Origin of the sequence: Pseudomonas sp. CYM-20-01, from assembly GCF_023169845.1 — a bacterium.
Lineage (GTDB): Bacteria > Pseudomonadota > Gammaproteobacteria > Pseudomonadales > Pseudomonadaceae > Aquipseudomonas > Aquipseudomonas azotoformans.
This window is the reverse complement of the sequence record NZ_AP025169.1, coordinates 5709379-5736127: the sequence shown is the minus strand read 5'-3', so window position 1 is coordinate 5736127 and position 26749 is coordinate 5709379. Positions and strand designations below refer to the sequence as shown.

The following is a 26749-nucleotide window of genomic DNA, read 5'->3' as shown; positions in this document are numbered from 1 at the left end:
GACGTTGATCAGAAGTCGTAACGCACGTTCGCAGTGAAGGTGTCGGCGTCGAAACCGCTGCTGGTCAGGTAGTTGTACGTCCCGCCCACGCTCCACGCGCCCACGCGGTAGTTGGCGCCCAGTCCCAGCTCGTAGCTGTCGCGCGCCGGTGTTGCGCCTGTGGTGGTGAACGGGGTACCGCCAAGCACGAAGGTGGAGGTGGTGCCGGCCTTGTCGCCGATGAAGTCGTGCCAGGCCATCAGCTTGGCTTCCGGTTCAAAGCTGCCCACACCTACGTCAAAAGCGGCCGCCAGGCGAGCGCCCAGGCCCATTTCGCCGATTTCATAGCGCTGGCTGCCAACGTTGAGGGCGGCTGAGCTGCCTTTTTCACGGTACGAATCAATCGATACGTTGGCATAGCGCGCACCGACCTGTGGTTCCAGCAGCCACTGTTTGTCGAGCTGGAATGTGTAGCCTGCCAGCGCGTTGACGCCGAAAATCTCACTGTCGTAGTCGGCCTTGGCGCGGGTGCCGGCGATGTAGCGTTTGGATTCGTTGTCGTTCCAGCCGTACATCAGTGAGGTGTCGACAAAGAAGTTGTCACGGGCCCAGTTGCCGTACAGGGTCAGTGCATGGCCGTTGACGTCGGTCTTGTTGCCCTGGTCGGTTTTCACGTCGCTGGTCAGGTAGCTGTAAGCCAGGCCCACTGTGGTATCGGCGTTGAGCTTGCCGTCGGCGCCCACGGCGATGCCGTTGGTGTTGGCATCATAGCCGTCGATACCGTTGCGGCTGTCCTGGTTGGCATCGCTGGACAGTGCCTGCAGCCATACGCCTTGTCCGGCCAGCACGTCACCGGAGGACAGGCCGCTACGCGCTTTGCTGGCGCGGCGGTTGAGGGTACTGGCGACCAGGTTCTGGCTGCTGGTGGCTGCGTTGATCGCGCCACGGCTGACGTCCGGGCTCAGGCTTTCGGCCAGTTTGGCCAGTTCTTCGCTGGAGGCGGCGTTGGCGAATTGCTGGAACACCGGGTCACTTTCGTCCAGTTGGCCCATGAGCGTGTTCTTGAATGGTTTGATGGCGCTCACCGCGTTGCGTGAACCACGGGCGCTCATCAGGTCTTGCGTGATTACCTCATCACTGCGGGTGGCAACCAGTGCTTTCACGTCCTGGCCTTCGATGCCGAAGCTCCTCACCTCAAGCAGCGCCGAGGAGGAAACCACGGACAGGTTCTGCGGGTCTTCCCAGGTGCCAGAGTTGATCAAGGTGTAGCGCGTGCCCTGGGCCGACGTGCGGAAGTCATCAGAGCGCGCCTGCAATTCGATCTGGCTGCCTGCAGAGAAGAAGGTATTGCCAGTGACTTTCAGGATCGGCGTGTTGGGCAGTGTGTTGTTGTCCAGCAGCAGGCGCAGGCGCGCGGTGGCGCTGTCCAGGTCGAGGCCGCCCACAATCGTGGTCTGCGGGCGAAGCAGCGTCAGGCGGCCATCGCCGATATCGACGTAACCGGCGCGGATGGTCGAGCCATCGAACATCGCGTCCCCTCGCACCAGCACACCACTCAGGCCCAGCAGGTCACCCTTGACCTGGCCACCCTCCCAGTAGAAATACGAACGTGGGGCATTGTCGTCCGCCAGAATGGCTGCGCTGCCGCCTTCGATCAGGCCACCTGTCTGCCTGATGGAGAGGGTGTCGGAACCGCCGGAGGTGTCGAGACTGCGAAAGCGGATACCGACCCCGTCTGCGGAGATAGTCCCGCTGTTGTAGATACCACTCGTCATCTGACCCGTAAAGCGTGCGTTCTCGATGTCGATACCCACAGAGTCGATGCCACGTGCGGTGATAGTGCCCGAGTTATTGATGCGCGCCTGGGACGAGGTGATCAGCATGCCTTCGGCATTGGCGCCTGTCACAGTGATGTTGCCGTTGTTGTTCACTTCACCAGCGATCTTTGCCAGATACAGGTCCAGCCCGACGACGGCGTCACCGCTCACCGTAATGTCGCCATTATTTACCAAGTCGCCACCGACGTTGGAATTGAGGGTCATGGCGATACCGGACGGGAAGTCGGTGGGGGTGGCAGCCGTCAGGTTGATTTTGCCCTGGTTGACCAGGTTGCCCGCCAGGGTCACGTTGGTCAGCTCTACACCTGCGTTTTGCGATGTCCCGGTGAAGGTGGCGTTATTGAATACGTCACCGGAGCTGCTGTATGCCCCTGTGCTCAGGTCGTGGTTCAAGTCGGGGGCGGGTACGGCATATGCTGTCGCAGTAGCAGTCGCGACGGACAGCGCCAACAAAGAGCGGCGCAGGTGGGAAACATTCAAGGCAGTATCCTTACAGGGCAGAAACTGACAGGGAACAACCCACGCGTCAGCGTCTGTTTTAGGCATCCCTGCCAGCTTGTCAGTGAATTGCTGATTCAAGCGCGTGGGAATCTACACGATGCCTGTAGGACAATTCATCATAAAAAGGATAAGTGACGAAAAAAATCTAATAAATGCGACGTTACCGTTATTTTTCGCGGTATTACGGGGTAATTGAGCAACAAATTAAACTTTTAGGTGGTGGTTATGGTCGCGCTAGGGGAATGGTATTCAGATGTTTTTAAGCGGACCTATTTTCCCTTGATTTCAGGATTCTCATGCATCAATGGTGTTTTATCCCATCGGCTCCACGTCGCTTCCCACCCCCTGTCATGACTTGCTCCCGGTACATGAACGAATTCGGAGAGGGGCGAGTCAAGCGCCTGTTGATACCTGTCCGCCAAACGACTTGGAACGATCAGGTCTGCTTCGCCGATGAGATGACGCTGGGGCAACAAGGCGAGTTGACTACGATAGTCCAGCGGATCCAGTGAACCGTCGAGTGGCGACAGGCCTTTCATCGTCGCCCACAGGCGTGGACTGAGATTGCCAGCGAGGGTTTGCACCTGGGTAACATCATTGCGCTGTGCCGCTAACAATAATGCGAGCGCGGCACCACCGGAGTACCCGACCAGTTCGAACTCACTGTTGCCGTAGCGCTGTTTTAATTGATCCAGCGCCTGGCTGAGGCGGGTGACCACTTCCTGAGAAAATCGTCGGTGGGTCCAGAGCGCTGATTCGCAGGCTGCGACCATGACGAACTGGCAGGGGCGTGCCAGGTACGCATTCGGTGTCGGATCATTGATCGCCAGCCGTGGTACCAACAGATTGTGCGGGCTCGGATCCAGGCTGGGTTGAGTGGCCGTGGCCCAGGAATGACCATCGCCTTCCAGGTACACACGCAGGCGAGTGATCTTTTCTGCAGTGTGCGGCGCAAGTATGAAGAGAGGAAAGTGCTCTCCCGGCAGGACCTCCCATTGTCGATGGTGCTCCTCAGCCAGTTGTTGCAGAGCCTCGCGCGGTGATTGGCAGGCGATGAGAAGAGCGCTGAGCATCACCACCCAGACTTTGTATAAGCCGGCCAATGCCCGACGACAGGGAAAGTATCTACTCATCATGTTTTATAACGCGTCATTGGCAATGGAGTCGTCGGCATTAGCGGCCTAGTTCCAGGCTGAATCAAGGCAGCTCCGGCCGCAGGTTTGTACTCGGGGATTGAGAACAATACCATCCCGGAAGTGGGGATTCGCAAGGTCGCAGCCATTCTTGAGGGCTTGGGATATGAGTTGACGGCCATCCCCAAACGTCGGCGCAAGACCCTTGATGAGCTGAAATCGGAGAATATCCATGACCAGTCAACGTGAGCGGCTCTATATCGGCGAAGGCGGCGTGCCTGCGGGAACGCTCGGGCGGGGAGAGGAGAGCCGCCGCGATACGGTTTTCTCATATAACGACACCGTCAGCGAAGAGAATGCCGTCTCCCTGACCATGCCGGTGCGCCTGGAAAGCTACAACTGGGAGTATGGAGTCCATCCTCTGTTCGAGATGCATATCCCCGAGGGGCATCTCAAGGACGAACTTGTGCGACGCTTCAGCAAGTCGGTGCGCGGCTTTGACGACTTCGCGTTGTTGAGCATTGTAGGCCCGCATCAGTTGGGGCGTATCAGCGTTGCCCATGACGCGGATGGCGAGTCACCGCCTGAGGTCAAGCTCTCCGAGCTGTTGGTCTATGACGGGGCCAAAGACCTGTTTGACGACCTTCTGAAAACCTACGCCACCTACTCGGGGGTGTCGGGTGTTCAACCCAAGGTGCTGGTAGGGGAGAAGATGACTGCTGCGTGGACGGCAGGACTGGCCAAGAGTATCGCGGTGCAATGACCTCCCCGACTTGTGTCTACCGCCGCGCAATATCCGAAAAGTAAAACTTATCCAACGTATGCCGCGACTCGGTGTACTCGAACTGCCGCCCGTCCTGCAAAAACGTCTGGTTGCTCACCACGATCACATGGCTCTGACCTTCAAGGTCGAGGTGTGTCTGGTCATCCTTGCTGCGCGGCAGGGCTTCGATGGTGCGTTGGGCGTAGGCGATTTGCAGTTGCAAGGACTGTTCGATAAACGCGTAGATCGACTGCTCGGCAATCGAGCGGTCCAGGCCGGGGATCACGTCGGCCACGAAGTGGTTGATGTCGAGGATCACCCGTTTGCCGCCGATGCGCCGTACCCGTTTGATGCGGGTGATCAGGGTGCCGGGTTCGGCTTCGATGTGTTGCAGCAGTGAACCTTCCAGCGAGAATTGGGTGAACTCGACTACTTCGGTGCGTACGTCGTCGCCCAGGTCGGCGTGGGTTTCGTGAAAGCTGACGATGCCGCCAAGTTGGAACTCGATCGGGTTGGGCGACAACACGAAGGTGCCCTTGCCGTGGATCTTTTGTGCAAACCCGCGCTCCTGCAACTGCTCGATGGCGCGACGCACGGTACCTCGGCTGGCCTGGTAGCTGTTCATCAATTCGGTTTCGGAGGGAAGGCGCGTGCCACGTTGCAGGCGTTCAGTCGTGATGCTGGCAAGCAGATCCGTATAGATCTGGTTGTATTTGCTCATGGGGATGGCTCTTTGCCGGGGTTGCGGTCAAGGCAGGAACCTTAGTGGCCCGGCTGGGGTTTGTCCATTGGACCCTTGGATTTATGCGGCGCGCAGCGGTGCGGCGTCCTACAAAAAATAAACAATATGTAACTCGTACAGACGAGTTGTTGCTTTAACTCGTACAGACGAGTACTTTTGCCCTCGGCGTGCTTCCAATGACTGCCCCCAATAAAAAAAACCAAAGTGGAAACCAAGCATGAGCCACGACTATTCGACTATCGCCCGCGAGATTCTCGAGAACCTCGGGGGTAGCGACAACCTTGAGCAAGCTGCCCACTGTGTGACCCGCCTGCGCCTGGCGCTCAAGGACCCGAGCCTGGTCAACAGCCGCGCGCTGAACCAGGTCGATCTGGTCAAGGGCTCGTTCTTCACCGGTGGATTGTTCCAGGTGGTGATCGGCCCCGGCGAAGTGGAGAAGGTCTACGCCGCCCTGCGTGAACAGACCGGCCTCGCCGCCGCGACTATCGCTGACGTGAAGAAGAAGGGCGCCGACAAGACCAACGCCATGCAGCGCCTGGTGCGCGTGTTCTCCGATGTGTTCATGCCGATCCTGCCCGCGTTGATCATCGCCGGCCTGTTGATGGGCGTGAACAACCTGATGGGTGCCAAGGGCATGTTCATCGAGGGCAAGACGCTGCTGGAGGCCTATCCGAATCTGGATGGCCTGTGGAGCCTGATCAACCTGATGGCCAACACCTCGTTCGTGTTCCTGCCGGCCCTGGTGGGCTGGTCGGCGGCGAAGCGGTTTGGCGGCAGTGAAATCCTCGGCATCGTGCTCGGCCTGATGCTGGTACACCCGGACCTGCTCAACGCCTGGAACTACGGCAAGGCGGTCGCTGGTCTCGACGGCCAGAGCCTGCCGTACTTCGATATCTTCGGTTGGTTCAAGATCGAAAAAGTCGGCTACCAGGGGCAGATCCTGCCGATCCTGATGGCGGCGTATGTGATGAGCGTCATCGAGAAATGGTTGCGCGCACGCGTCCCCAATGCGATTCAGCTGCTCGTCGTGCCCATCACCACCATCGTCGTTACCGGCGTGCTCGCCCTGGCGATCATCGGCCCGGTGACCCGTCACCTCGGCATCCTGATCACCGAAGGCGTGGTCACCCTGTTTGACCTGGCGCCGATGGTCGGCGGGGCGATTTTCGGCCTTCTGTATGCGCCGCTGGTGATCACCGGCATGCACCACATGTTCCTCGCCGTGGACCTGCAACTGATCTCCACCCAGGGCGGCACCTTTATCTGGCCGATGATCGTGATGTCCAACCTGGCCCAGGGCAGCGCCGCGCTCGGTGTGTTCTACATGACCCGCAATGCGCGGGACAAAAGCATGGCCTCGACCTCGGCGATTTCTGCGTATTTCGGCATCACCGAACCGGCAATGTTCGGCGTGAACCTGCGCTTCAAGTTCCCGTTCTATGCCGCGCTGCTCGGCTCGGCGCTGGGCAGTATTTTCCTGTCGCTGAACAAGGTGCAGGCGTCGGCGATCGGCGTCGGTGGCTTGCCTGGATTCATTTCGATCATGCCGCAGTACATCCCCAGTTTTGTGATCGGGATGGTGATCGCGATTGTCGTGCCGTTCGTTTTGACCTGTGCGTTGAGCATGAAGATTGTTCGGCCTGGGTACCGCGTCGCCTGAACCGGCGCAATCGGGGGCAAGCCCGCTCCCACATTGAAACGCATTTCAAATGTGGGAGGGGCGGTGCGACGACTCGACTTGCCCCCGATGAGGCCCGAAAGGCCTGCACAACAATCAACTGAAGGAGCCCACCATGCAAGACTGGCAACACTCGGTGATCTACCAGATCTACCCCAAAAGCTTCCACAGCCACGCGGGTAACGCCACCGGTGACCTGCTGGGCATCGTGGACAAGCTCGACTACCTCAAGTGGCTGGGTGTGGACTGCCTGTGGATCACCCCATTCCTGCGCTCGCCGCAACGCGACAACGGTTACGACATCAGCGACTACTACGCCATCGACCCCAGCTACGGAACCATGGCCGACTGCGACTTGCTGATCAGCGAAGCGGCCAAGCGCGGCATCAAGCTGATGCTCGACATCGTGGTCAACCACACCTCCATCGAGCACGAATGGTTCCAGCAGGCACGCAGCAGCCTGGACAATCCGTACCGCGACTTCTACATCTGGCGCGACCAGCCGAACAACTGGGAATCCAAGTTCGGCGGCTCGGCCTGGGAGTACGAGGCGCAAACCGGCCAGTACTTCCTGCACCTGTTCGACCACACCCAGGCCGACCTGAATTGGGACAACCCCAAGGTGCGCGCCGAGGTGTTCAAGCTGATGCGCTTCTGGCGCGACAAGGGCGTGGGCGGTTTCCGCCTGGATGTGATCAACCTGATCTCCAAGCCCGCCGATTTTCCCGAGGACACCAGCGACGGCCGCCGTTTCTACACCGACGGCCCGAACGTGCATGAATACCTGCAGGAAATGCACCGCGAAGTCTTCGAGGGGCATGACCTGATTAATGTCGGCGAGATGTCGTCCACCAGCCTCGAGCACTGCATTCGCTACTCCAATCCCGCGTCGAAAGAGCTGTCGATGACCTTCAACTTTCATCACCTGAAAGTCGACTACCCGAACCTGCAGAAGTGGGTGAAGGCTGACTTCGACTTCCTGCAGCTCAAGCAGATCTTCTCTGACTGGCAGCTGGGCATGCAGGCCGGTGGCGGCTGGAACGCGCTGTTCTGGTGTAACCACGACCAGCCGCGGGTGGTCTCGCGTTTCGGCAATGACGGTGAACATCGCGTGGTCTCGGCCAAGATGCTCGCCACCGCGCTGCACTTTCTCCAGGGCACGCCATATGTGTACCAGGGCGAAGAACTGGGCATGACCAATCCGGGCTTTGACCGGATCGAGCAGTACCGCGATGTGGAGACCCTGAACATCTTCCGACTCAAGCGTGATGCGGGGGAATCCGCGGCGTCGAGCATGGCGGCGATCATGCAGAAGTCCCGCGACAACGGCCGTACGCCGATGCAGTGGCATGCCGGGGAAAACGCCGGTTTCAGTACCGGTGAACCCTGGATTGGCATTCCGGCCAACGCCTCCATCATCAACGTCGAAAGCCAGCTGGATGACCCCGAGTCCGTGCTGCATCACTACCGCGCGTTGATTGCGTTGCGCCGTCATGAACCTCTGATCCAGGAAGGTATTTATCGCGAGCTGCTGCAAGGCCACTCGCAAGTCTGGGCGTACCTGCGCGAAGGCCAGGGCGAGCGTCTGCTGGTGCTGAACAACTTCTACGGCACGCCCTGCGAAATCCAACTGCCGGACAACGTGATCAACCAGGCGACCGAGCAACGCCTGCTGATCAGCAACTACCCCGACTGCCCGGTGCGAACGGGCACGGTTGCATTGCGTCCTTACGAATCGTTCGTGCTGCACCTCAAGGACTGAGACCTGTTGTAACCCCGTGTGGGAGCACGGGGCGCTTCAAAAAACATAATAAAAATATCGGAGTGCTTCATGAAAACAACAATAAAGCTGGGCCTCGTTGCGTCTTGCCTGGGCTTGCCGTTCGGCGCTCAAGCCCTGGAATTTGCCGGTTACCTGCGCAGCGGCGCGGGCACTTCCACGGGCAGCGGCCCGCAGCAGTGCTTCCAACTGCCGGGGGCGCAATCCAAGTACCGCCTGGGTAACGAATGCGAGCAATACGCCGAGCTGGAGCTGCGCCAGGACCTGCTCACCCTCGACGACGGCTCGGTGCTCAGCGTCGATGCCATGGCATCGCTCTACAACAAGTACGACCGCGCGCTGAAGTTCCAGGGCGAAGACAACGGCACCGCGCGCATGCCGCAGATGTATGCGCAGTGGTCCAACCTGCCCAGCCTCAATGGCGGTTCACTGTGGGCCGGCCGGCGTTACTACAAACGTAATGACATCCATATCTCCGACTTCTACTACTGGAACCAGAGCGCCACGGGCGGTGGTATCGAGGACGTGCTGATCGGCGACCTCAAGTACAGCTACGCCATTTCTCGTAAGGACAACCTGTACCAGAAGGAATACGCGACCCGTCATGACTTCAACGTTGCAGGCTTCAAGACCAACCCCGGCGGGGAGCTGGAGCTGGGCCTTAGCTACATCGAAAAAGCCGGCGGGCGTGACACCAACAGCGGCTGGGCGATCACCGCGCAGCACGTGCAAAAACCTTTCCTGGGCGGCAAGAACAAGTTCGCCTTGCAGTACGGCGAAGGCCCCGGCACCGGCCTGGGTTACACCGGCAATACCTTCCTGGACAACAGCAGCAAAAGTTACCGCGCCGTGGAGTTTTTCGACTGGCAGGTGACCCCGCGTTTCGGTGGGCAGATCGAAGCGGTGTACCAGAAGGATATTCGTCCGGGCAGCCAGGACCAGACCTGGATGTCCCTCGGTGTGCGCCCGGCGTACGCCATCAGCGAGCAGTTCAAACTGGTCACGGAGCTTGGGCATGATCAGGTCGAGGCTACGGGCGGGACGCGCAAGCTGAGCAAATTCACCTTCGCCCCGACCTGGTCGCCCAAAGGCCCGGATTTCTGGGCGCGGCCGGAGGTGCGCTTGTACTACACCTATGCCACCTGGAACGAAGCGGCCAAGCGTGCGGCGAATGAATTGGCGGCGGGGTCGGCGTTGTCCGATACCGGCTCGTATGGCACGGCGCGGCATGGGTCGAACGTTGGTGTGCAGGTTGAGTACTGGTGGAAGTGATCCTTCCTCCGCTCAATATATCTACAGAACAAAACAGCAGGTGAAGTCATGACCACAACGCAACCCCTGGAATTGCTGGCGCCCTTGTCGGGTGTGCTGCTGGCGCTGGACAAGGTGCCCGACCCGGTCTTCTCCAGCCGCCTGATCGGCGATGGCCTGTGCATCGACCCCACGTCGCAGACCCTCTGCGCGCCATTGGCCGGGACGATCAGCAATATCCAGGGCAGTGGTCATGCCGTCAGCATTACCGACGACAACGGCGTCCAGGTGCTCATGCACATCGGCCTGGACACTGTGAACCTGGCGGGCAAGGGCTTCACCCGGTTGGTGCAGGAAGGCCAGCGGGTGGAGACCGGGCAGCCGTTGATCGAATTCGATGCCGACTACGTGGCGCTCCATGCGCGCAGTCTGCTGACCTTGATGCTGGTGGTCAGCGGCGAGCCGTTCAGCGTGTTGGCCACTGATTGTGTAGAGGTCGGCCAGCCGCTGTTGCAGTTATCCCCAGGTGAAGCCGTTGACACAGTGGACGAAGAGGAGGGCGACGCACTGTTCTCCAAACCGCTGACTTTGCCCAATGCCAACGGTTTGCACGCCCGCCCGGCGGCGGTGTTCGCCCAGGCCGCGAAGGGCTTCAAGGCGAGCATCTACCTGCACAAGCAAACCCAGAGCGCCAACGCCAAATCACTGGTAGCGATCATGGCGCTGCAAACCGTGCACGGCGATACCTTGCAGGTGAGCGCTGCGGGTGAGGATGCCGAAGTGGCGATCAAGGCGCTGGTGGCCTTGTTGGCTGAAGGTTGTGGCGAGGTAGTGGCGAGCGTTGCCGAGCCGTTGGCAACGCAGTCGTCGGCGACCGTGCTAGGTGGCGTGTGTGCATCGCCGGGGTCGGCGACCGTGCTAGGTGGCGTGTGTGCATCGCCGGGGTCGGCGTTTGGCCAGGTGGTTCAAGTGACTGAACCTGAGTTGACCATCACTGAACATGGCACGGGTGAAGCCACTGAGCGTGCTGCTTTGAAGCGTGGCCTGCTGGCTGCCACTGAGGCATTGCAGGCGCTGCGGGACAAGGCTGCTGGCAGTGCCCAGGCCGAGATTTTTCGCGCTCACCAGGAATTGCTCGAAGACCCGACCTTGCTGGAACACGCCCACAGTTTGTTGGCGGAGGGCAAGAGCGCCGCGTTTGCCTGGAACAGTGCCACGCTCGCGACCGTCAAGCTGTTCCAGGGCCTGGGCAATGCGCTGATCGCCGAGCGCGCGGCAGACCTGGCGGACGTCGGCCAGCGCGTACTGAAACTGATCCTGGGCATCCAGGACAGCGCCTGGGACTTGCCGGAGCGCGCGATCCTGATCGCCGAGCAATTGACCCCCTCGCAGACGGCGAGCCTGGATACCCGCAAAGTGCTGGGGTTCGTCACCGTCGGTGGTGGCGCGACCAGCCACGTCGCGATCCTGGCCCGTGCCCTTGGCCTGCCGGCCATTTGCGGTGTTTCAGCCGAGGTTCTGGGGCTGGCCAATGGCAAACAGGTGCTGCTCGACGCCGACAAAGGTGAGCTGCACCTGGAGCCGAACCTGGCCGAAATCGAGCAGTTGGAAACTGCCCGCAAGCAACAGGTGCTGCGCCATCAGCGCGATGTGGCGCAGGCGTCGTTGCCCGCCACCACCCGCGACGGCCATCACGTTGAAGTCACCGCCAACGTGGCCTCCTTGCAGGAAGTTGAGCAATCCCTGACCCTCGGCGGTGAAGGCGTCGGCCTGCTGCGTTCAGAATTTCTCTACCTGGACCGCAACCGTGCGCCAGGCCCCGATGAACAAGCAGCCACCTACACCGCCATCGCCCGTGCCCTGGGCACCGAGCGCAACCTGGTGGTGCGCACCCTGGACGTGGGTGGTGACAAGCCGTTGGCCTATGTGCCGATGGATGCCGAAACCAACCCGTTCCTCGGCCTGCGCGGCATCCGCCTGTGCCTGGAACGTCCTGAGCTGCTGCGCGAACAGTTCCGCGCGATCCTTGCCAGCGCCGGTTTTGCGCGCCTGCACATCATGTTGCCGATGGTCAGCCTGCTGTCGGAGCTGCACCTGGCGCGCAAGATTCTGGAAGAGGAAGCGCTGGCGCTGGGGCTTACCGAGCTGCCGAAGCTGGGCATCATGATTGAAGTACCGTCCGCCGCGCTGATGGCGGATGTGTTCGCGCCCCACGTGGATTTCTTCTCCATCGGCACCAACGACCTGACCCAATACACCCTGGCCATGGACCGCGACCACCCGCGCCTGGCCAGCCAGGCCGACAGCTTCCACCCGGCGGTGCTGCGCCTGATCGCCACCACCGTCAAGGCCGCCCATGCCCATGGCAAGTGGGTAGGGGTGTGCGGTGCGCTGGCCTCCGAAGCGCTGGCCGCGCCGGTGCTGATCGGGCTGGGCGTGGACGAGTTGTCAGTCAGCGTGCCGTTGATCCCCACCATCAAGGCCACCGTGCGCGAACTGGACCTGGCCGACTGCCAGATCATCGCCCGCCAAGTGTTGGGCCTGGAAGAAGCCGCCCAAGTGCGTGAGGCCCTTCGCCAATATCACGCAGCTACCGTTGAAACCTCACCTGTCATGGAGCTTTGAGCATGTTCGAGAAATTGCAGCGGGCGTTCTGGAAGGCCCTGACGCCGGATTTGATTGCCGAGACCGTAGCAACACCGACGCAGAGTCTATTGCCGGCCGAAGTAATCAGCGCGCTGGGCGGCGCGGACAACCTCAAGTCGCAGCAGCGTGTGGCGTTGACGCGGGTGAGGGTGCAGTTGCAGGATGTGGGGCGGTTGGATGAGGTGGCGTTGAAGGCGGCGGGAGTACCGGCAGTGATGATGCTCGCAGGCGGAGTGGTCCACCTGCTTACCGGCCTCTAAGCCCGGTAGAGATCCCAATGTGGGAGGGGGCTTGCCCCCGATTGCAATGTATCTGCCAGCTTAGTAGTAACTGACACACCGCTATCGGGGGCAAGCCCCCTCCCACCGGGTTTTGTGGTGTTCTTACAATTGAGGGTTATCTTCCGGCGGCTTGGTCTTGTCGATACCCGGCACATGCAAGTTGCCTTCGACCACCTGGTTGCCCTCCAGCTGCGGCTGGGTCACCCAGGTGAGTATGTCGTAGTAACGCCGGATGTTCGCCACAAAGTGCACCGGCTCACCGCCTCGCGCATACCCGTAGCGGGTCTTGCTGTACCACTGCTTCTGCGACAGGCGCGGCAGCATCTTTTTCACATCCAGCCACTTGTTCGGGTTCAGGCCCTCGCGCTTGGCCAGCGTGCGCGCATCCTCCAGGTGACCGGTGCCGACGTTGTAGGCGGCGAGGGCGAACCAGGTGCGATCCGGCTCGGCGATGCTGTCGTCCAGTTCATCCTTGATCTTGGCCAGGTACTTGGCGCCGCCCATGATGCTTTGCTTGGGATCCAGGCGGTTGGACACGCCCATGGCCTGGGCGGTGTTCTGGGTCAGCATCATCAGGCCGCGCACGCCGGTCTTGGAGGTGACGGCCGGCTGCCACAGCGATTCCTGATAGCCGATGGCGGCCAACAGGCGCCAATCGACCTTTTCTTCCTTGGCATAGGCGCGGAAGTGTTTCTCGTACTTGGGCAAACGCTGCTGCAGATGCTGGGCGAAGGTGTAGGCACCCACATAACCGAGCACATCAACGTGCCCGTAGTAGCGGTCTTTCAGGCGCTGCAACGTGCCGTTCTTTTCGACTTTATCCAGGTAGCTGTTGATCTCGTTGAGCAGGCTGTTGTCTTCACCCGGCGCCACGGCCCAGCTCTGGTTGCTGGCATCGCCGAGGTCGAACGCCACGCGCACGTTGGGGAAGTACACCTGGTTCATCGCCACTTCGTTGGAGTCCACCAGGGTCAGGTCGATTTGCCCCTCGTCCACCATGCGCAGCAGGTCGACCACCTCAACGGCGTCGGATTCTTCGTATTCAATCGCAGGATTCTGCTTTTTAAGCGCCGCCAATTGTTCGGCGTGGGTGCTGCCCTTGAGCACCATGATCTTCTTGCCCACCAGGTCTGCCGCGTTCGTCGGGCGGGACTGGCCGTTGCGGTAGATGATCTGCGGGGTGACTTCCAGGTAAGGGTGGGAGAAACGCACCTGCGCCTTGCGCTGTTCGCTGCTGACCAGACCGGCGGCGGCGAGGACCGGGCCGTTGGGTTTGCCCAACTGGCCGAACAGGTCGTCGAGGTTGTCGGCGGTCTCGATCTCCAGCTTCACGCCCAGGTCGTCGGCGAAGCGCTTGACCAGTTCGTACTCGAAACCGGTTTCGCCGTTGCGGTCCTGGAAATAAGTCGCCGGGCTGTTCCGGGTGATCACCCGCAATACGCCATCCTCCTTGATTCGCTCGAGCGTGCTGGGTTTATCAACACAGGCGCTGAGCATCAGGAAGAGTCCGGTGGCGATGAGCCATTTGGCGCATCGCGGTCGCAAAGCCGTTGGGGAGAACATCTGCGCAGTATACGCAAACGGCCCACGGCGCCATATCTCGACAGCATGGGCGTTGTCTGCTAGCGCTGGCAAAACTGTGCTGCAACCCGCAGAAACGCGGCTTGGCGAGGGATTGTGACGGTTAAAATAACTGCGCCGAATGCCCCCTATGACCCCGCGAAAGGGGTGTAATCCGGCCAACTGACGTTCGGCGGCAGCCACCGGTAGCGTTTCGGGTGCCGTTGGCGGCGGTTTACGCTAGAATGCACGGCCTCAAAGCACACCCCCTTCCCGAGGCTGTCCCGAAGATGTTGATCCTGCGCGGCGCTCCTGCCCTTTCTGCCTTTCGCCACAGCAAACTCCTTGAGCAACTGAGCCAGAAGGTTCCAGCTGTTACAGGCCTGTACGCTGAATTTGCTCACTTCGCCGACGTTACCGGCGTATTGACCGCCGACGAACAGCAAGTGCTCGCACGCCTTCTGAAGTACGGCCCAAGCGTTCCCGTTCAAGAGCCGACTGGCCGCTTGTTCCTGGTTCTGCCACGGTTCGGCACCATCTCGCCTTGGTCGAGCAAGGCCAGCGATATCGCCCGCAACTGCGGCCTGGAGAAAATCCAGCGCCTGGAGCGTGGTATCGCTTTCTATGTCGCCGGCCAGTTCAGCGATGCCGAGGCCGAGCTGATCGCCAGCAGCCTGCATGACCGCATGACCCAGATCATCGTCAGCCAGCTGGAACAGGCTGCCGGCCTGTTTAGCCACGCTCTCGCCAGGCCGCTGACCGCGATTGACGTGATCGGTGGTGGCCGTGCCGCCCTCGAGAAGGCCAACACCGAACTGGGCCTGGCCCTGGCCGAAGACGAGATCGACTACCTGGTCAATGCCTTCAACGGCTTGAAGCGCAACCCGCACGACATCGAACTGATGATGTTTGCCCAGGCCAACTCCGAGCACTGCCGTCACAAGATCTTCAACGCCAGTTGGGACATCGACGGCGAAAGCCAGGAAAAAAGCCTGTTCGGCATGATCAAGAACACCTACGTGATGCACAGCGAAGGTGTTCTTTCTGCTTATAAGGACAACGCCTCGGTGATCGTCGGCTCCGTCGCCGGCCGTTTCTTCCCGGACCCTGAGACCCGCCAGTACGGCGCGGTGCAGGAGCCGGTGCACATCCTGATGAAGGTCGAGACCCACAACCACCCGACTGCGATTGCCCCGTTCCCGGGCGCAGCCACCGGTTCCGGCGGCGAAATCCGCGACGAAGGCGCCACCGGCCGTGGCGCCAAGCCCAAGGCGGGCCTGACCGGTTTCACCGTCTCCAACCTGCAGATCCCGGGCTTCGAACAGCCGTGGGAAGTGCCGTACGGCAAGCCTGAGCGCATCGTCACCGCGCTCGACATCATGATCGAAGGCCCACTGGGCGGCGCTGCGTTCAACAACGAATTCGGGCGTCCGGCCCTGACCGGTTACTTCCGTACGTTCGAGCAGTCCATCACCACCCCGCGTGGCGATGAAGTGCGCGGTTACCACAAGCCGATCATGTTGGCCGGCGGCATGGGCAACATCCGTGAAGAACACGTCAAGAAAGGCGAGATCCTGGTCGGCTCCAAGCTGATCGTGCTCGGCGGCCCGGCAATGCTGATCGGCCTCGGTGGCGGCGCCGCTTCCTCCATGGCCACCGGCACCAGCTCGGCAGACCTGGACTTCGCTTCGGTACAGCGCGAAAACCCAGAAATGGAGCGTCGCTGCCAGGAAGTCATCGACCGTTGCTGGCAGTTGGGTGACAAGAACCCGATCAGCTTCATCCATGACGTCGGCGCGGGCGGTTTGTCCAACGCCTTCCCGGAACTGGTCAACGATGGCGACCGCGGTGGCCGCTTCGAATTGCGCAATATTCCAAACGACGAGCCGGGCATGGCCCCGCACGAAATCTGGAGCAACGAATCCCAGGAACGCTACGTGCTGGCGGTTGGCGCAGAAGACTTCGCGCGCTTCCAAGCCATCTGCGAGCGTGAGCGCTGCCCGTTCGCCGTGGTCGGCGAAGCCACTGCCGAGCCGCAACTGACGGTCACCGACAGCCACTTCGGCAACAGCCCGGTGGACATGCCGCTCGAAGTGCTGCTGGGCAAAGCCCCGCGCATGCACCGTTCCGCTGTGCGTGAAGCCGAGCTGGGCGATGATTTCGACCCAAGCACGCTGGAACTGGCCGACAGCATCGAACGCGTGCTGCACCACCCGGCCGTGGCGAGCAAGAGCTTCCTGATCACCATCGGCGACCGTACCATCACCGGCCTGGTGGCCCGTGACCAAATGGTCGGCCCGTGGCAGGTTCCGGTGGCCGACGTTGCCGTCACCGCTACCAGCTTCGACGTCTACACCGGTGAAGCCATGGCCATGGGCGAGCGTACCCCGCTGGCCCTGCTCGACGCTCCGGCGTCGGGCCGCATGGCCATTGGTGAAACCCTCACCAACATCGCCGCATCGCGCATCGGTAAGCTGTCCGACATCAAGTTGTCGGCCAACTGGATGTCCGCAGCCGGCCACCCGGGTGAAGATGCGCGCCTGTACGACACCGTCAAGGCGGTCGGCATGGAGCTGTGCCCTGAGCTGGGTATCACCATTCCGGTGGGCAAGGACTCCATGTCCATGGCCACCCGTTGGAACGAAGACGGCGTCGACAAGACAGTCACCTCGCCGCTGTCGCTGATCGTCACCGGTTTTGCACCGGTCACCGACATCCGCCAGACCCTGACCCCGCAACTGCGCATGGACAAGGGCACCACCGACCTGATCCTGATCGACCTGGGCCGTGGCCAGAACCGCATGGGCGCTTCGATCCTGGCGCAGACCCATGGCAAGCTCGGCAAACAGGCACCGGACGTCGATGACGCCGAAGACCTCAAGGCGTTCTTCGCCGTGATCCAGGGCCTCAATGCCGACGGCCACCTGCTGGCTTACCACGACCGTTCCGATGGTGGTCTGCTGACCAGCGTCGTCGAAATGGCCTTCGCCGGTCACTGCGGCCTGAACATTGTGCTCGACAGCGTTGCCGAGGATGCGGCCGAGATCAACGGCATCCTGTTCAACGAAGAGTTGGGCGCGGTGATCCAGGTGCGCCAGGACGCTACCCCGGACGTACTTGCACAGTTCAGCGCCGCCGGCCTGGACGACTGCGTGGCGGTGATCGGCCAGCCGATCAACAACGGCGAGATCAACATCTCCTTCAACGGCGATACTGTTTTTGCCGGTCAGCGCCGCTTGCTGCAACGCCAGTGGGCCGAGACCAGCTACCAGATCCAACGCCTGCGTGACAACGCCGATTGCGCCGAGCAGGAATTCGACGTGATCCTGGAAGAAGACAACCCGGGCCTGAGCACCAAGCTCAGCTTCGACGTCAACCAGGACATCGCCGCGCCTTACATCAAGAAAGGCATTCGCCCACAGGTTGCCGTACTGCGTGAGCAGGGCGTCAACGGCCAGGTGGAAATGGCGGCCGCGTTCGACCGTGCCGGCTTCAATGCGATCGACGTGCACATGAGCGACATCCTCGCCGGTCGCGTTGACCTCAACGAGTTCAAAGGCCTGGTGGCCTGCGGCGGTTTCTCCTACGGCGACGTGCTGGGTGCCGGTGAAGGCTGGGCCAAATCGGCCCTGTTCAACAGCCGTGCGCGTGATGCGTTCCAGGGTTTCTTCGAGCGCAACGACAGCTTCACCCTGGGTGTGTGCAACGGTTGCCAGATGATGTCCAACCTCAGCGAGCTGATCCCGGGCAGCGAGTTCTGGCCGCACTTCGTGCGCAACCGTTCCGAGCAGTTCGAAGCCCGTGTCGCCATGGTGCAGGTGCAGGAGTCCAACTCGATCTTCCTGCAAGGCATGGCCGGTTCGCGCATGCCAATCGCCATCGCCCACGGTGAAGGTCACGCTGAGTTTTCCAGCGAAGAAGCTTTATTGGAAGCCGACCTGTCCGGTTGCGTGGCCATGCGTTTCGTCGACAACCATGGCAAGGTCACCGAGACCTACCCGGCCAACCCGAACGGCTCGCCGCGCGGGATCACCGGCCTCACCAGCCGCGACGGTCGCGTGACCATCATGATGCCGCACCCGGAGCGTGTATTCCGCGCCGTGCAAAACTCGTGGCGCCCGGAAGAGTGGAACGAAGACGGCGCCTGGATGCGCATGTTCCGTAACGCCCGCGTGTGGGTGAACTAAGACGGTGTACAAGCTCGCCTTCTTTGTGCCCGACAGCCATGTGGAGACGGTGAAGATCGCCGTCTTTGCCGCCGGCGGCGGGCGCATCGGCAACTACGACAGCTGCGCCTGGCAAGTGCTGGGCCAGGGCCAATTCCGCGCGTTGGACGGCAGCCAGCCGTTCATCGGACAGGTGGGCCAGGTTGAAGGGGTTGAAGAGTGGAAGGTGGAGTTGGTGGTGGCGGATGAGTTGATTGTGGCTGTTGTGGCTGCTTTGAAACTCAGCCACCCGTATGAGACACCGGCCTATGAGGTGTGGCAGTTGGCGGACTTTTGATTCGCATGCTGCAAAAACAAGAAACCCGCTGGGCCAGTTTGGTCAGCGGGTTTTTTGTTGTCTGTCAGGGCCTCATCGGGGGCAAGCCCCCTCCCACCTTGGCAATGCGGTCAACTGTGGGAGGGGGCTTGCCCCCGATGAGGCGAGAACAGCCACTGCATCTCTAAACCCTGGCGCCGACCTCTCGACCACTGACCAACCGCTCCAACGCCTCACCCAACCCGGAAGCCTTGTCACCAATCAACAGGTGCCAAACACCGCTCTCAAGCTGACTCATACCTTGGCAACCGAGCGCAGTGAGCTGAGCTTCAGACAGCCCCGAATCATCTCCCAACTCCACGCGCAAGCGGGTCATCGCCACCGCTTCCAACTGCCGCACATTCGCTTGGCCACCCAACGCACTCAGCCACTTCTCGGCCTCCTGCACATTCACCGCCACCGGCTTATCCACAGGGGAAACCTTCACCGGCGCGCTGGCAACAAACGAAGGCATGGCCAGCCGGATTTCATCAGCAATGCTATCCGCCATCGGCCCAACCACCACCTGCAAACTCCCGCCGTTACCCGGCCGAACCACGGCCATGGCGCCCAGTGCTTTCAGCTCCGCATCCACCGCTTGGTTGCGATCAACCATGTCCAGGCGCAGACGGGTAGTGCACGCACCCACGCTCAGCAGGTTCGCCGCACCCCCGAGCGCACGAATATAGGCACTGGCGCGCTGGTTATCCGTCATCACCTCAGCCTGCACCACCTGGATATCTTCCCGCCCCGGCGTCTTCAGGTTGAACTTGCGAATGCAGTAGTTGAACACGCTGTAGTAGATCAGCGCATACGCCAACCCCACCGGGAACACCAGCCAGCCGTTGGTGGACTTGCCCCAACCCAGCACCATGTCGATAAACCCACCGGAGAAGGTAAACCCGAGGTGGATATTCAGCAGATTAGTGACCGCCATCGACAGGCCGGTCAGCACCGCATGGATCAGGTACAAAAACGGCGCGAGGAACATGAAGGCGAATTCAATCGGCTCGGTCACCCCGGTCAGAAACGACGTCAGCGCCATCGACAGGAAAATCCCTCCCATCACTTTGCGCCGTTCCGGCAGCGCATTGCGGTACATCGCCAGACACGCCGCTGGCAGCCCGAACAGCATCACCGGGAACATGCCGGTCATGAACTGGCCGCCTTTGGGGTCGCCAGCAAAATAACGGGTCAGGTCGCCGGTCACCACGGCACCGGTCACCGGGTCGGTGAAGGTGCCAAACACGAACCACGCCATATTGTTGAGGATGTGGTGCAGACCGGTGACGATCAGCAGGCGGTTGAACACGCCAAACACGAAGGCGCCCAGGCTGCCGCTCTCCATCAGCAACACGCCGAAGCTGTTGATGCCATGCTGGATCGGCGGCCAGATCAGGCCGAAGATCACACCCAGCGCGACCGCCGAGAACCCCGTGACAATCGGTACGAACCGTCGTCCACCAAAAAACGCCAGGTACTCCGGCAGCTTGATGTCCTTGAAGCGGTTATACAGCGCGCCTGCCATCAAACCACTGGCGATACCGGCAAGCATGCCCATGTTGATGGTCGAGTCCATCACCTTGAGCGTGGAAACCATCACCAGGTAACCAATCGCCCCGGCGAGACCCGCCGTGCCGTTGTTGTCTCGGGCGAAGCCCACGGCAATGCCGATGGCGAAGATCAGCGCCAGATTGGCGAAGATCGCCTGCCCGGCGTCGTGCATCACCGCGATGTTCAAAAGATCGGTGTCGCCCAGGCGCAGCAACAGGCCGGCGATCGGCAGGATCGCGATCGGCAGCATCAGTGCACGGCCCAGGCGTTGCAGGCCTTCGATGAAATGTTGGTACATGGCGAGTCTCCTTTTTTCTTGTTGTTGTCAGCTCAGCGGCCAGTGGTGTTGACAGGCTTGGCGAACGGCCTTGGCGCTGCTCAGGTCGAGCAGGCCCTGGCTCAGTTGCCGGCATTGCGCCGCGTCCAGGTGGCGGACGCGGTCCTTGATTTCTCCGATCTGCGGCGGGCTCACCGACAGTTCGCTGACACCCAGGCCGACCAGTACCGGCGTGGCCAGCGGATCGGAAGCGAGGGCACCGCACACGCCGACCCAGCGCCCGTGTTTGGCTGCCCCGGCGCAGGTCTGGGCGATCAGCCTCAGCAACGCCGGGTGCAGCGCATCGACGCGGGCGGCGAGGCCGGCGTGGTCGCGGTCCATGGCCAGGGTGTACTGGGACAGGTCATTAGTGCCGATGGATAAAAAGTCCGCGTGCCTGGCCAGTTGCTCGGCCATCAATGCCGCGGCGGGCACTTCGATCATCACGCCCAGTTCGGGGCGCTGGGTCAGTTCCAGCTCGGCGCACAACTCATCCAGGCGTTGGCGGATCTGCAGCAGTTCATCCACTTCGCTGACCATCGGCAGCAGGATGCGGCAGCGTTCCAGCGGGCTGACTTGCAGCAGCGCCCGCAGTTGCTGGTCGAGCAGTTCCGGGCGTACCTGGGCCATGCGGATACCGCGCAGGCCCAGCACCGGGTTGGCCTCGACCGGCAGCGGCAGGTAGTCGAGCTGCTTGTCGCCACCTACGTCGATGGTGCGGATGATCACCGACTTGTCGCCCATGGCGTCCAGCACGGCCTGGTAGGCCTGGCGTTGTTCCTGCTCATCCGGCGCGGTGCGGCGGTCGACGAAAAGAAATTCGGTGCGCAGCAGGCCGACGCCATCGGCACCGTTTTCAAATGCCACCTGGGCTTCGGCACTGGAGGCGACATTCGCCGCGACTTCGATGCCCACGCCATCGGTGGTACGCGCCGGTTGTTGGGCCTGCGCTTGTTGCTGCTGGCGTCGCAGTTTTTGCGCGTCGCGAATCTGGTGGACTTCGGCATGGCGCGCGTCGTTGGGGGCTAGTTCCAGGCGGCCGTTGGCGGCGTCCAGCACCACCCGTTGGCCTTGGGGCACGTCGAGTACTTCGGCGCCCAGCGCGACCACACAGGGCAAGCCTTTACCACGGGCCAAAATAGCCACATGGGAAGTGGCGCCGCCTTCGGCCATGCAGATGCCGGCGGCGTTTTGCGCGCTCAGTTGCAGCAGGTCGGACGGGGTCAGTTCGTGAGCGCTGACAATCGCCCCTGCGGGCAATTCGAAGTGCCAGGCTTCGCCAAGCAGTGCGCGCAGTACCCGTTGTTGCAGGTCGCGCAGGTCGTTGGCGCGTTCGGCAAACAGCGGTTTGCCCAACGCCAGCAACACGGCGCATTGCGCCTGGATCGCATCGCGCCAGGCATGAGTGGCGGCGCTGCCGTGCTCGATGGCGGCGGTGGCGGCGTCCAGCAGGGTCGGGTCTTCCAGCAGGGCAAGGTGGGCGGCGAAGATGTCTTCTTCTTCAACGTTCTTGCGCTGGCGGGCGTGCTCCAGGGTGCTGCGGATTTCGCTGCGCACCTGCTCCAGGGCGGCGTCCAGGCGTTGCAGTTGTTCGTCGGCAGCATGCTTGCCGGTGTCTGCCGGCAGTTCGATACCGGTCAGGCGAAACAGCGGCCCGCAGACCAGGCCCGGTGCGGCACACACGCCTTGCAATACACCGACCTCGGTATTGACCCGACGGGGCGCGGCGACGACTGGGGCGTGGTGTTCTTCGTTGATCACGGCTGACAAGGCCGCGACCACCGCCTGCATCGCCGCCTCGGCATCCTTGCCGCGACAGCTCACACGCACCTCATCGCCTTCGCCAATCCCCAGGCCCAGCAAACCGATCAGGCTGTCACACGAGGCGGTTTTATCGCCGAAGTGCAGCGAGGCCTGACTGCTGAAACCCTGCGCAGCCTTGCGCACCAACGCCGCCGGGCGGGCATGCAAACCACCACGATGGGTGATGCGTACGCTGGCGCTGGCTTCACCCGCCGAGTTATCCACAGACGCCGAAACCGACGCGGCCAAACGCGCGACAATCTGCAACAACGGCTCGCCGACCTTGACCGTTTTAGCCGCCACCGAGCGCAACTCGAAGCGCTCGCCATTGGTCAGGATGATCAGGCTCACCAGGCTCTTGCACTGGCGCGCAATGCGGTCCAGATCGAACTGCACCAATGCCTGGCCCTTGCTAACGCGCGCGCCGTCCTTGACCAGCAAGGCAAAGCCTTCGCCGTTCAGTTCCACTGTATCGATGCCCACATGCATCAACACTTCGGCACCGTTATCGGCACGGATCGTCAGCGCATGCCCGGTGCGGGCGACGTGGATGATCACCCCGTCACATGGCGCATGCAGGCAATCGTTCAACGGGTCGATGGCAATGCCGTCGCCCATGGCGCCGCTGGCGAATACTTCGTCGGGAACATTGCCCAGGGCCAGCACCGGCCCGCTGAGGGGGGCGCTGAGGGTCAGGTCATTATTGTTGTTGGACATGGGCACGGTACTCATCAGGAAAACGCGACTCAGTGAGTGCGGGTAACTTTGCTCAGGTGACGCGGCTGGTCCGGGTCCATGCCCCGGGCTTCAGCCAGGCCAGCGGCCATGACGTAAAAGCTTTGGATGGCCAGGATCGGGTCCAAACTCGGGTGTTCGGCGCGGCTCAGGGTCAGGTCGCGCTCGGCGATGTCGTCCGGCGCGGCCAGCAACACGCGGGCACCGCGTTGGCGCATGTCGGCGGCCAGGCTCAACAGGCCAGCCTGCTCGGCGCCACGCGGGGCGAACACCAGCAGGGGGTAGTTATCGCCAATCAAGGCCATCGGGCCGTGGCGCACTTCGGCGCTGCTGAAGGCTTCGGCCTGGATCGCCGAGGTTTCCTTGAGCTTGAGCGCGGCTTCCTGGGCGATGGCAAAACCGGCGCCGCGACCGATCACCATCAATTGCTGGCAGCCGCGCAGGGCGTCGATGGCGACCGTCCAGTCCTGCTTGGCGGCGGCACGCAGTTCGTCCGGCAAGGCGCGACAGGCTTGGAGCAAATCGGCTTCCTGGTTCCAGTGGCCGATCAGCAGCGCGCTGGCACTCAGGGTGGCGATAAAACTTTTGGTGGCGGCAACGCTTTGCTCCGTCCCGGCGCACAGCGGCACATGGAATTCACAGGCGGCTTCCAGCGGCGAGTCTTCGGCGTTGACCAGCGAAATGCTCAGGGCGCCGCGTTTGCGCAGCAGGCGCAAGCTGTTGACCAGGTCCGGGCTTTGCCCCGACTGCGAGAAACCGAACGCCACTTGGCCGCTGACTTTCAACGGGGCTTGCAGCAGGGTCACCACCGACATCGGCAGCGACGCCACCGGAATGCCCACGTGTTGCATGGCCAGGTAGGCGAAGTAGCTGGCGGCGTGGTCGGAGCTGCCCCGGGCGATGGTCATCGCCACTTGCGGTGGCTGACGGCGCAGGCGCCCGGCGACGTCTTCCAGCAGCGGGTCCAGGCGTTGCAATTGCGCCGACACGGCGTCGCAGGAGGCCAGGGCCTCTTCAAGCATTTTTGAAGTCAATGGTTTCTCCTTCGACCATTACGTCGGTGAGTGTCAGGGAGCGGTCCAGGCGTACGCAGTCGGCAAAGCTGCCGGGTTGCAGGCGGCCGCGTTCTTCCAGGCCCAGGTAGTCCGCAGGAAATTGCGACAGGCGTTGTGAGGCTTCGCTGATGGGCAGGCCGATCTTCACCAGGTTGCGCAGCGCCTGGTCCATGGTCAGCGTGCTGCCGGCCAGGGTGCCGTCGGCCAGGCGCACGCCGCCCAGGCATTTGGTCACGGTGTGGCTGCCCAGCTTGTATTCACCATCGGGCATGCCGGCGGCGGCGGTGGAGTCGGTGACGCAGTACAGGCACGGGATCGAGCGCAAAGCCACGCGCATGGCGCCGGGGTGCACATGCAGCAGGTCCGGGATCAATTCGGCGTACTTGGCGTGGGCCAGCGCGGCGCCGACGATGCCTGGCTCGCGGTGATGCAGCGGGCTCATGGCGTTGTACAAATGGGTGAAGCTGGTGGCGCCGGCAGCGAGGGCGGCGACGCCTTCTTCGTAGCTGCCCAGGGTGTGGCCTATCTGCATGCGCACGCCGCGTTCACTGAGGGCGCGGATCAGGGCATCGTGGCCGGCGATTTCCGGGGCGATGGTGATTACACGGATCGGCGCCAGGCGCAGGTAGGCTTCCACTTCGGCCATCAATGCGGTGTGGGCGAAGTTGGGTTGGGCGCCGAGTTTTCCCGGATTGATGTAGGGCCCTTCCAGGTGCACACCCAGTACGCGGGCGCTGCCCGTCGGACGCTGTTCGCAGAAGGTGCCGAGCTGGCCGAGTACGCTGGAGATTTCATCTACCGGCGCCGTCATGGTCGTAGCCAGTAGAGAAGTCGTACCAAAACGCACATGGGTGCGGGTGATGGTCTCGAAGGCTTCAACGCCTTGCATGATGTCTTTGCCACCACCGCCGTGGACGTGCAGGTCGATAAAACCTGGCAGCAGGTAGGGCCGGTCGTTGTCAGCCGGGTCGCAGGGGTCGCCTTCGATGGCGACCACCTTGCCGTGCTCGTGCACCAGGCGGCCGCGAATCCAGCCGTTGGGCGTGAGGATGTTGTCTTCGGACATGGGCAGTTCTCTAAATTCGCAGTTCAGCGGAATAGTCATGGCGGCGCAGCTCTGCGACGAAGTCGTAGTAGTCGTTGCGGCAGTAGGTGTCGGTGATTTCAATCGGCGTGTTGTCGGCGGTGTAGCCGACCCGGGTCATCAGCAGCATGGCGGTACCGGGGGCGATGCCGACCAGCTTGGCGAACTCGTCGGAGGCGTTGATCGCCTGGATATGCTGCAGGGCACGCACCACCGGTTTGCCGATGCCTTCCAGGTATTCGTACAGCGAATGACCGATGGCTTGGGGCTGCGGCAGCACCAAGGCGGGCAGGGTGCTCATTTCAATCGCCATCACCGTGTCGTCCGCCTTACGCAAGCGCTTGAGGCGTGCCACTTTGTCGGCGGGCGACAGGCCCAGGCGGATCATCTCTTCGTGGGTCGGCTGGGTCAGTTCACGCTCCAGCCATTGGGAGCTGGGCACAAAACCCTTGAGTCGCAGCATCTCGCTGAACCCCGACAGGCGCGACAGCGGCTGCTCCAGGCGTGGCGAAATGTAAGTGCCGGAGCCTTGGTTGCGGCGGATCAGCCCTTGGGCAAACAACACTTCCAGCGCCTTGCGAGCGGTGACTCGCGAAATGCTCAGTTGCTCGCTGAGTACGCGTTCCGATGGCAGGGCTTGTTCGGACGTCCACTGGCCGGCATGGATCGCTGCTTCCAGTTTGCGCGCCAATTGCAGGTACAGCGGCGTGGATTGTTTGTCGTCGGGGCGCAGGGCCAGGATGGGATTCATCTGTCAGGTTTCCGATGCGGTTATTGGAGTGTTGTCGCCCGGTATTGGCCGGAAATTAATACCACTTAAATACCATGTCAATGCAGCGAAAACAGTGCGTTCATTGATTTAAGGGCCCTGCAATGGGGCCTGGTATCAAGTGGTATTAGAGAGGTCTTTATCGCGCGCAGAACGGCGCAGCCCGCGGGGATGAACTGGTATTCACCGGCGGGCGCAGGCTGGGATGGGAATTTTTTTTGAATTATTTTACGAACGGTACGAGATTACGGACGAATCTCGATCAGTGTGCCGTCCTTGACCAGGTTCCAGACTTCACGCATATCCACGTTGCGCATGCCGATGCAGCCGTCGGTCCAGTCCAGGGTGTGGAACCACTGCTCCGGGTATTCCTCGGTATCGGGGGTGCCGTGGATCATGATCATGCTGCCGGGTTTCACGCCTTCGCGGCGGGCGCGGGCGGCGTCGCTGATATTCGGGTAGGAGATGTGCATGGCCAGGTTGAAGCGGTCGCTGGTCTTGCGCCAGTCGATCCAGTAGAGCCCCTCTGGCGTGCGGCGGTCACCCTCGATCAGCTTGTGGCCCTTGGGGTTCTTGCCCAGGGAAATGCGGTAGGTCTTGAGCGGCTTGCCGTCGTTGATCAACTGCAACTGATGGGCGGACTTGAGCACCAGGACCTTTTCGACGGTCTTGCCGCCCAGGGTTTCCACGGTCGAGGCTGATGACAGGGTCGCGAACGACAGGCAGATAAGCGCAAGCAGCCAACGCATTAAAACGGTAT

The 26749-nt window shown here is 61.8% G+C and carries 17 protein-coding genes and 2 pseudogenes; 9 read left to right on the top strand and 10 right to left on the bottom strand.

The genetic code is table 11. The features are described from left to right. Positions 1–8 precede the first annotated feature (8 nt). Positions 9–2297: an autotransporter outer membrane beta-barrel domain-containing protein gene (locus tag M2497_RS26030; protein ID WP_248484180.1), complete on the bottom strand. Its 2289-nt coding sequence runs from the start codon at positions 2295–2297 to the stop codon at positions 9–11. A 290-nt stretch (positions 2298–2587) separates the two neighbouring features. Continuing rightward, positions 2588–3451 carry an alpha/beta hydrolase gene (locus tag M2497_RS26025; RefSeq protein ID WP_248488258.1) on the bottom strand — a complete coding sequence of 288 codons (864 nt, stop codon included), beginning with the start codon at positions 3449–3451 and terminating at the stop codon, positions 2588–2590. A gap of 93 nt (positions 3452–3544) precedes the next feature. On the opposite strand from M2497_RS26025, the pseudogene M2497_RS26020 reads away from it, so the two are divergent. Both M2497_RS26020 and M2497_RS26015 read left to right on the top strand, forming a co-directional pair. Then, positions 3545–3700, top strand: a pseudogene (locus tag M2497_RS26020) (transcriptional regulator); the annotation flags it as partial. After that, a pseudogene (locus M2497_RS26015) lies at positions 3684–4154 on the top strand (HipA N-terminal domain-containing protein); the annotation flags it as partial. The pseudogenes M2497_RS26020 and M2497_RS26015, both read left to right, overlap by 17 nt. 76 nt (positions 4155–4230) lie before the next feature. On the opposite strand, the gene treR reads toward M2497_RS26015, so the two are convergent. Further along, the gene (gene treR, locus M2497_RS26010) at positions 4231–4935 is read right to left on the bottom strand and encodes a trehalose operon repressor (RefSeq protein WP_248484178.1); all 705 of its coding nucleotides are present in this window, start codon (positions 4933–4935) and stop codon (positions 4231–4233) included. 238 nt (positions 4936–5173) lie between these two features. Here treR and treP point away from each other — a divergent pair, with 238 nt between their 5' ends. From treP to M2497_RS25985, 5 genes are all read left to right on the top strand, one after another. Continuing rightward, a complete protein-coding gene (treP, locus tag M2497_RS26005) occupies positions 5174–6616 on the top strand; it encodes a PTS system trehalose-specific EIIBC component (protein WP_248484175.1) in 1443 nt (480 codons plus the stop codon). Positions 6617–6749: 133 nt separating this feature from the next. Then, the gene (treC, locus tag M2497_RS26000) at positions 6750–8396 is read left to right on the top strand and encodes an alpha,alpha-phosphotrehalase (protein WP_248484173.1); all 1647 of its coding nucleotides are present in this window, start codon (positions 6750–6752) and stop codon (positions 8394–8396) included. Positions 8397–8465: 69 nt separating this feature from the next. Then, on the top strand, positions 8466–9686 hold the full coding sequence (locus M2497_RS25995; RefSeq protein WP_248484170.1) for a carbohydrate porin: 1221 nt from the start codon (positions 8466–8468) through the stop codon (positions 9684–9686). A 48-nt stretch (positions 9687–9734) separates the two neighbouring features. Further along, positions 9735–12290 carry a phosphoenolpyruvate--protein phosphotransferase gene (ptsP, locus tag M2497_RS25990; protein WP_248484168.1) on the top strand — a complete coding sequence of 852 codons (2556 nt, stop codon included), beginning with the start codon at positions 9735–9737 and terminating at the stop codon, positions 12288–12290. Between the two features lie 2 nt (positions 12291–12292). Continuing rightward, positions 12293–12571 carry a PTS transporter subunit EIIB gene (locus tag M2497_RS25985; protein ID WP_248484166.1) on the top strand — a complete coding sequence of 93 codons (279 nt, stop codon included), beginning with the start codon at positions 12293–12295 and terminating at the stop codon, positions 12569–12571. Between the two features lie 123 nt (positions 12572–12694). Here M2497_RS25985 and mltF read toward each other — a convergent pair whose 3' ends face one another. Next, positions 12695–14155: a membrane-bound lytic murein transglycosylase MltF gene (mltF, locus tag M2497_RS25980; RefSeq protein WP_248484164.1), complete on the bottom strand. Its 1461-nt coding sequence runs from the start codon at positions 14153–14155 to the stop codon at positions 12695–12697. A 287-nt stretch (positions 14156–14442) separates the two neighbouring features. Here mltF and purL point away from each other — a divergent pair, with 287 nt between their 5' ends. Both purL and M2497_RS25970 read left to right on the top strand, forming a co-directional pair. Beyond that, complete coding sequence (gene purL / locus M2497_RS25975) at positions 14443–18339, top strand: phosphoribosylformylglycinamidine synthase (RefSeq protein ID WP_248484162.1); 3897 nt, start codon at positions 14443–14445, stop codon at positions 18337–18339. A gap of 4 nt (positions 18340–18343) precedes the next feature. Further along, positions 18344–18655 carry a YqfO family protein gene (locus M2497_RS25970; protein WP_248484160.1) on the top strand — a complete coding sequence of 104 codons (312 nt, stop codon included), beginning with the start codon at positions 18344–18346 and terminating at the stop codon, positions 18653–18655. 163 nt (positions 18656–18818) lie between these two features. Here the strand turns inward: M2497_RS25970 and nagE are convergent, their stop codons facing one another. From nagE to M2497_RS25940, 6 genes are all read right to left on the bottom strand, one after another. Next, entirely contained in the window at positions 18819–20525 is a 1707-nt protein-coding gene (gene nagE / locus M2497_RS25965; RefSeq protein ID WP_248484158.1) for an N-acetylglucosamine-specific PTS transporter subunit IIBC, read from the bottom strand. Between the two features lie 27 nt (positions 20526–20552). Next, positions 20553–23063 (bottom strand): phosphoenolpyruvate--protein phosphotransferase, encoded by a 2511-nt coding sequence (gene ptsP / locus M2497_RS25960; RefSeq protein WP_248484155.1) that lies wholly within the window; start codon positions 23061–23063, stop codon positions 20553–20555. 29 nt (positions 23064–23092) lie between these two features. Further along, entirely contained in the window at positions 23093–24115 is a 1023-nt protein-coding gene (locus M2497_RS25955; RefSeq protein WP_248484153.1) for an SIS domain-containing protein, read from the bottom strand. Continuing rightward, positions 24096–25202, bottom strand: a complete 1107-nt coding sequence (gene nagA / locus M2497_RS25950) for an N-acetylglucosamine-6-phosphate deacetylase (protein WP_248484151.1) — start codon at positions 25200–25202, stop codon at positions 24096–24098. Before nagA ends, M2497_RS25955 begins: the two co-directional genes overlap by 20 nt. A 10-nt stretch (positions 25203–25212) precedes the next feature. Continuing rightward, entirely contained in the window at positions 25213–25971 is a 759-nt protein-coding gene (locus M2497_RS25945) for a GntR family transcriptional regulator (protein WP_248484149.1), read from the bottom strand. 263 nt (positions 25972–26234) lie between these two features. Further along, the gene (locus M2497_RS25940) at positions 26235–26738 is read right to left on the bottom strand and encodes a L,D-transpeptidase family protein (protein WP_179028730.1); all 504 of its coding nucleotides are present in this window, start codon (positions 26736–26738) and stop codon (positions 26235–26237) included. Positions 26739–26749: the final 11 nt, after the last annotated feature.

What these genes read in the sequence shown, in the direction of transcription:
- treC (WP_248484173.1), top strand. Translation starts at nt 6,750, where the DNA reads ATGCAAGACTGGCAACACTCGGTGATCTACCAGATCTACCCCAAAAGC.
- nagA (WP_248484151.1), bottom strand. Translation starts at nt 25,202, where the DNA reads ATGTCCGAAGACAACATCCTCACGCCCAACGGCTGGATTCGCGGCCGC.
- nagE (WP_248484158.1), bottom strand. Translation starts at nt 20,525, where the DNA reads ATGTACCAACATTTCATCGAAGGCCTGCAACGCCTGGGCCGTGCACTG.
- M2497_RS25985 (WP_248484166.1), top strand. Translation starts at nt 12,293, where the DNA reads ATGTTCGAGAAATTGCAGCGGGCGTTCTGGAAGGCCCTGACGCCGGAT.
- treP (WP_248484175.1), top strand. Translation starts at nt 5,174, where the DNA reads ATGAGCCACGACTATTCGACTATCGCCCGCGAGATTCTCGAGAACCTC.
- M2497_RS25940 (WP_179028730.1), bottom strand. Translation starts at nt 26,738, where the DNA reads ATGCGTTGGCTGCTTGCGCTTATCTGCCTGTCGTTCGCGACCCTGTCA.
- ptsP (WP_248484168.1), top strand. Translation starts at nt 9,735, where the DNA reads ATGACCACAACGCAACCCCTGGAATTGCTGGCGCCCTTGTCGGGTGTG.
- treR (WP_248484178.1), bottom strand. Translation starts at nt 4,935, where the DNA reads ATGAGCAAATACAACCAGATCTATACGGATCTGCTTGCCAGCATCACG.
- mltF (WP_248484164.1), bottom strand. Translation starts at nt 14,155, where the DNA reads ATGTTCTCCCCAACGGCTTTGCGACCGCGATGCGCCAAATGGCTCATC.
- M2497_RS25945 (WP_248484149.1), bottom strand. Translation starts at nt 25,971, where the DNA reads ATGAATCCCATCCTGGCCCTGCGCCCCGACGACAAACAATCCACGCCG.
- purL (WP_248484162.1), top strand. Translation starts at nt 14,443, where the DNA reads ATGTTGATCCTGCGCGGCGCTCCTGCCCTTTCTGCCTTTCGCCACAGC.
- M2497_RS25995 (WP_248484170.1), top strand. Translation starts at nt 8,466, where the DNA reads ATGAAAACAACAATAAAGCTGGGCCTCGTTGCGTCTTGCCTGGGCTTG.
- ptsP (WP_248484155.1), bottom strand. Translation starts at nt 23,063, where the DNA reads ATGTCCAACAACAATAATGACCTGACCCTCAGCGCCCCCCTCAGCGGG.
- M2497_RS26025 (WP_248488258.1), bottom strand. Translation starts at nt 3,451, where the DNA reads ATGAGTAGATACTTTCCCTGTCGTCGGGCATTGGCCGGCTTATACAAA.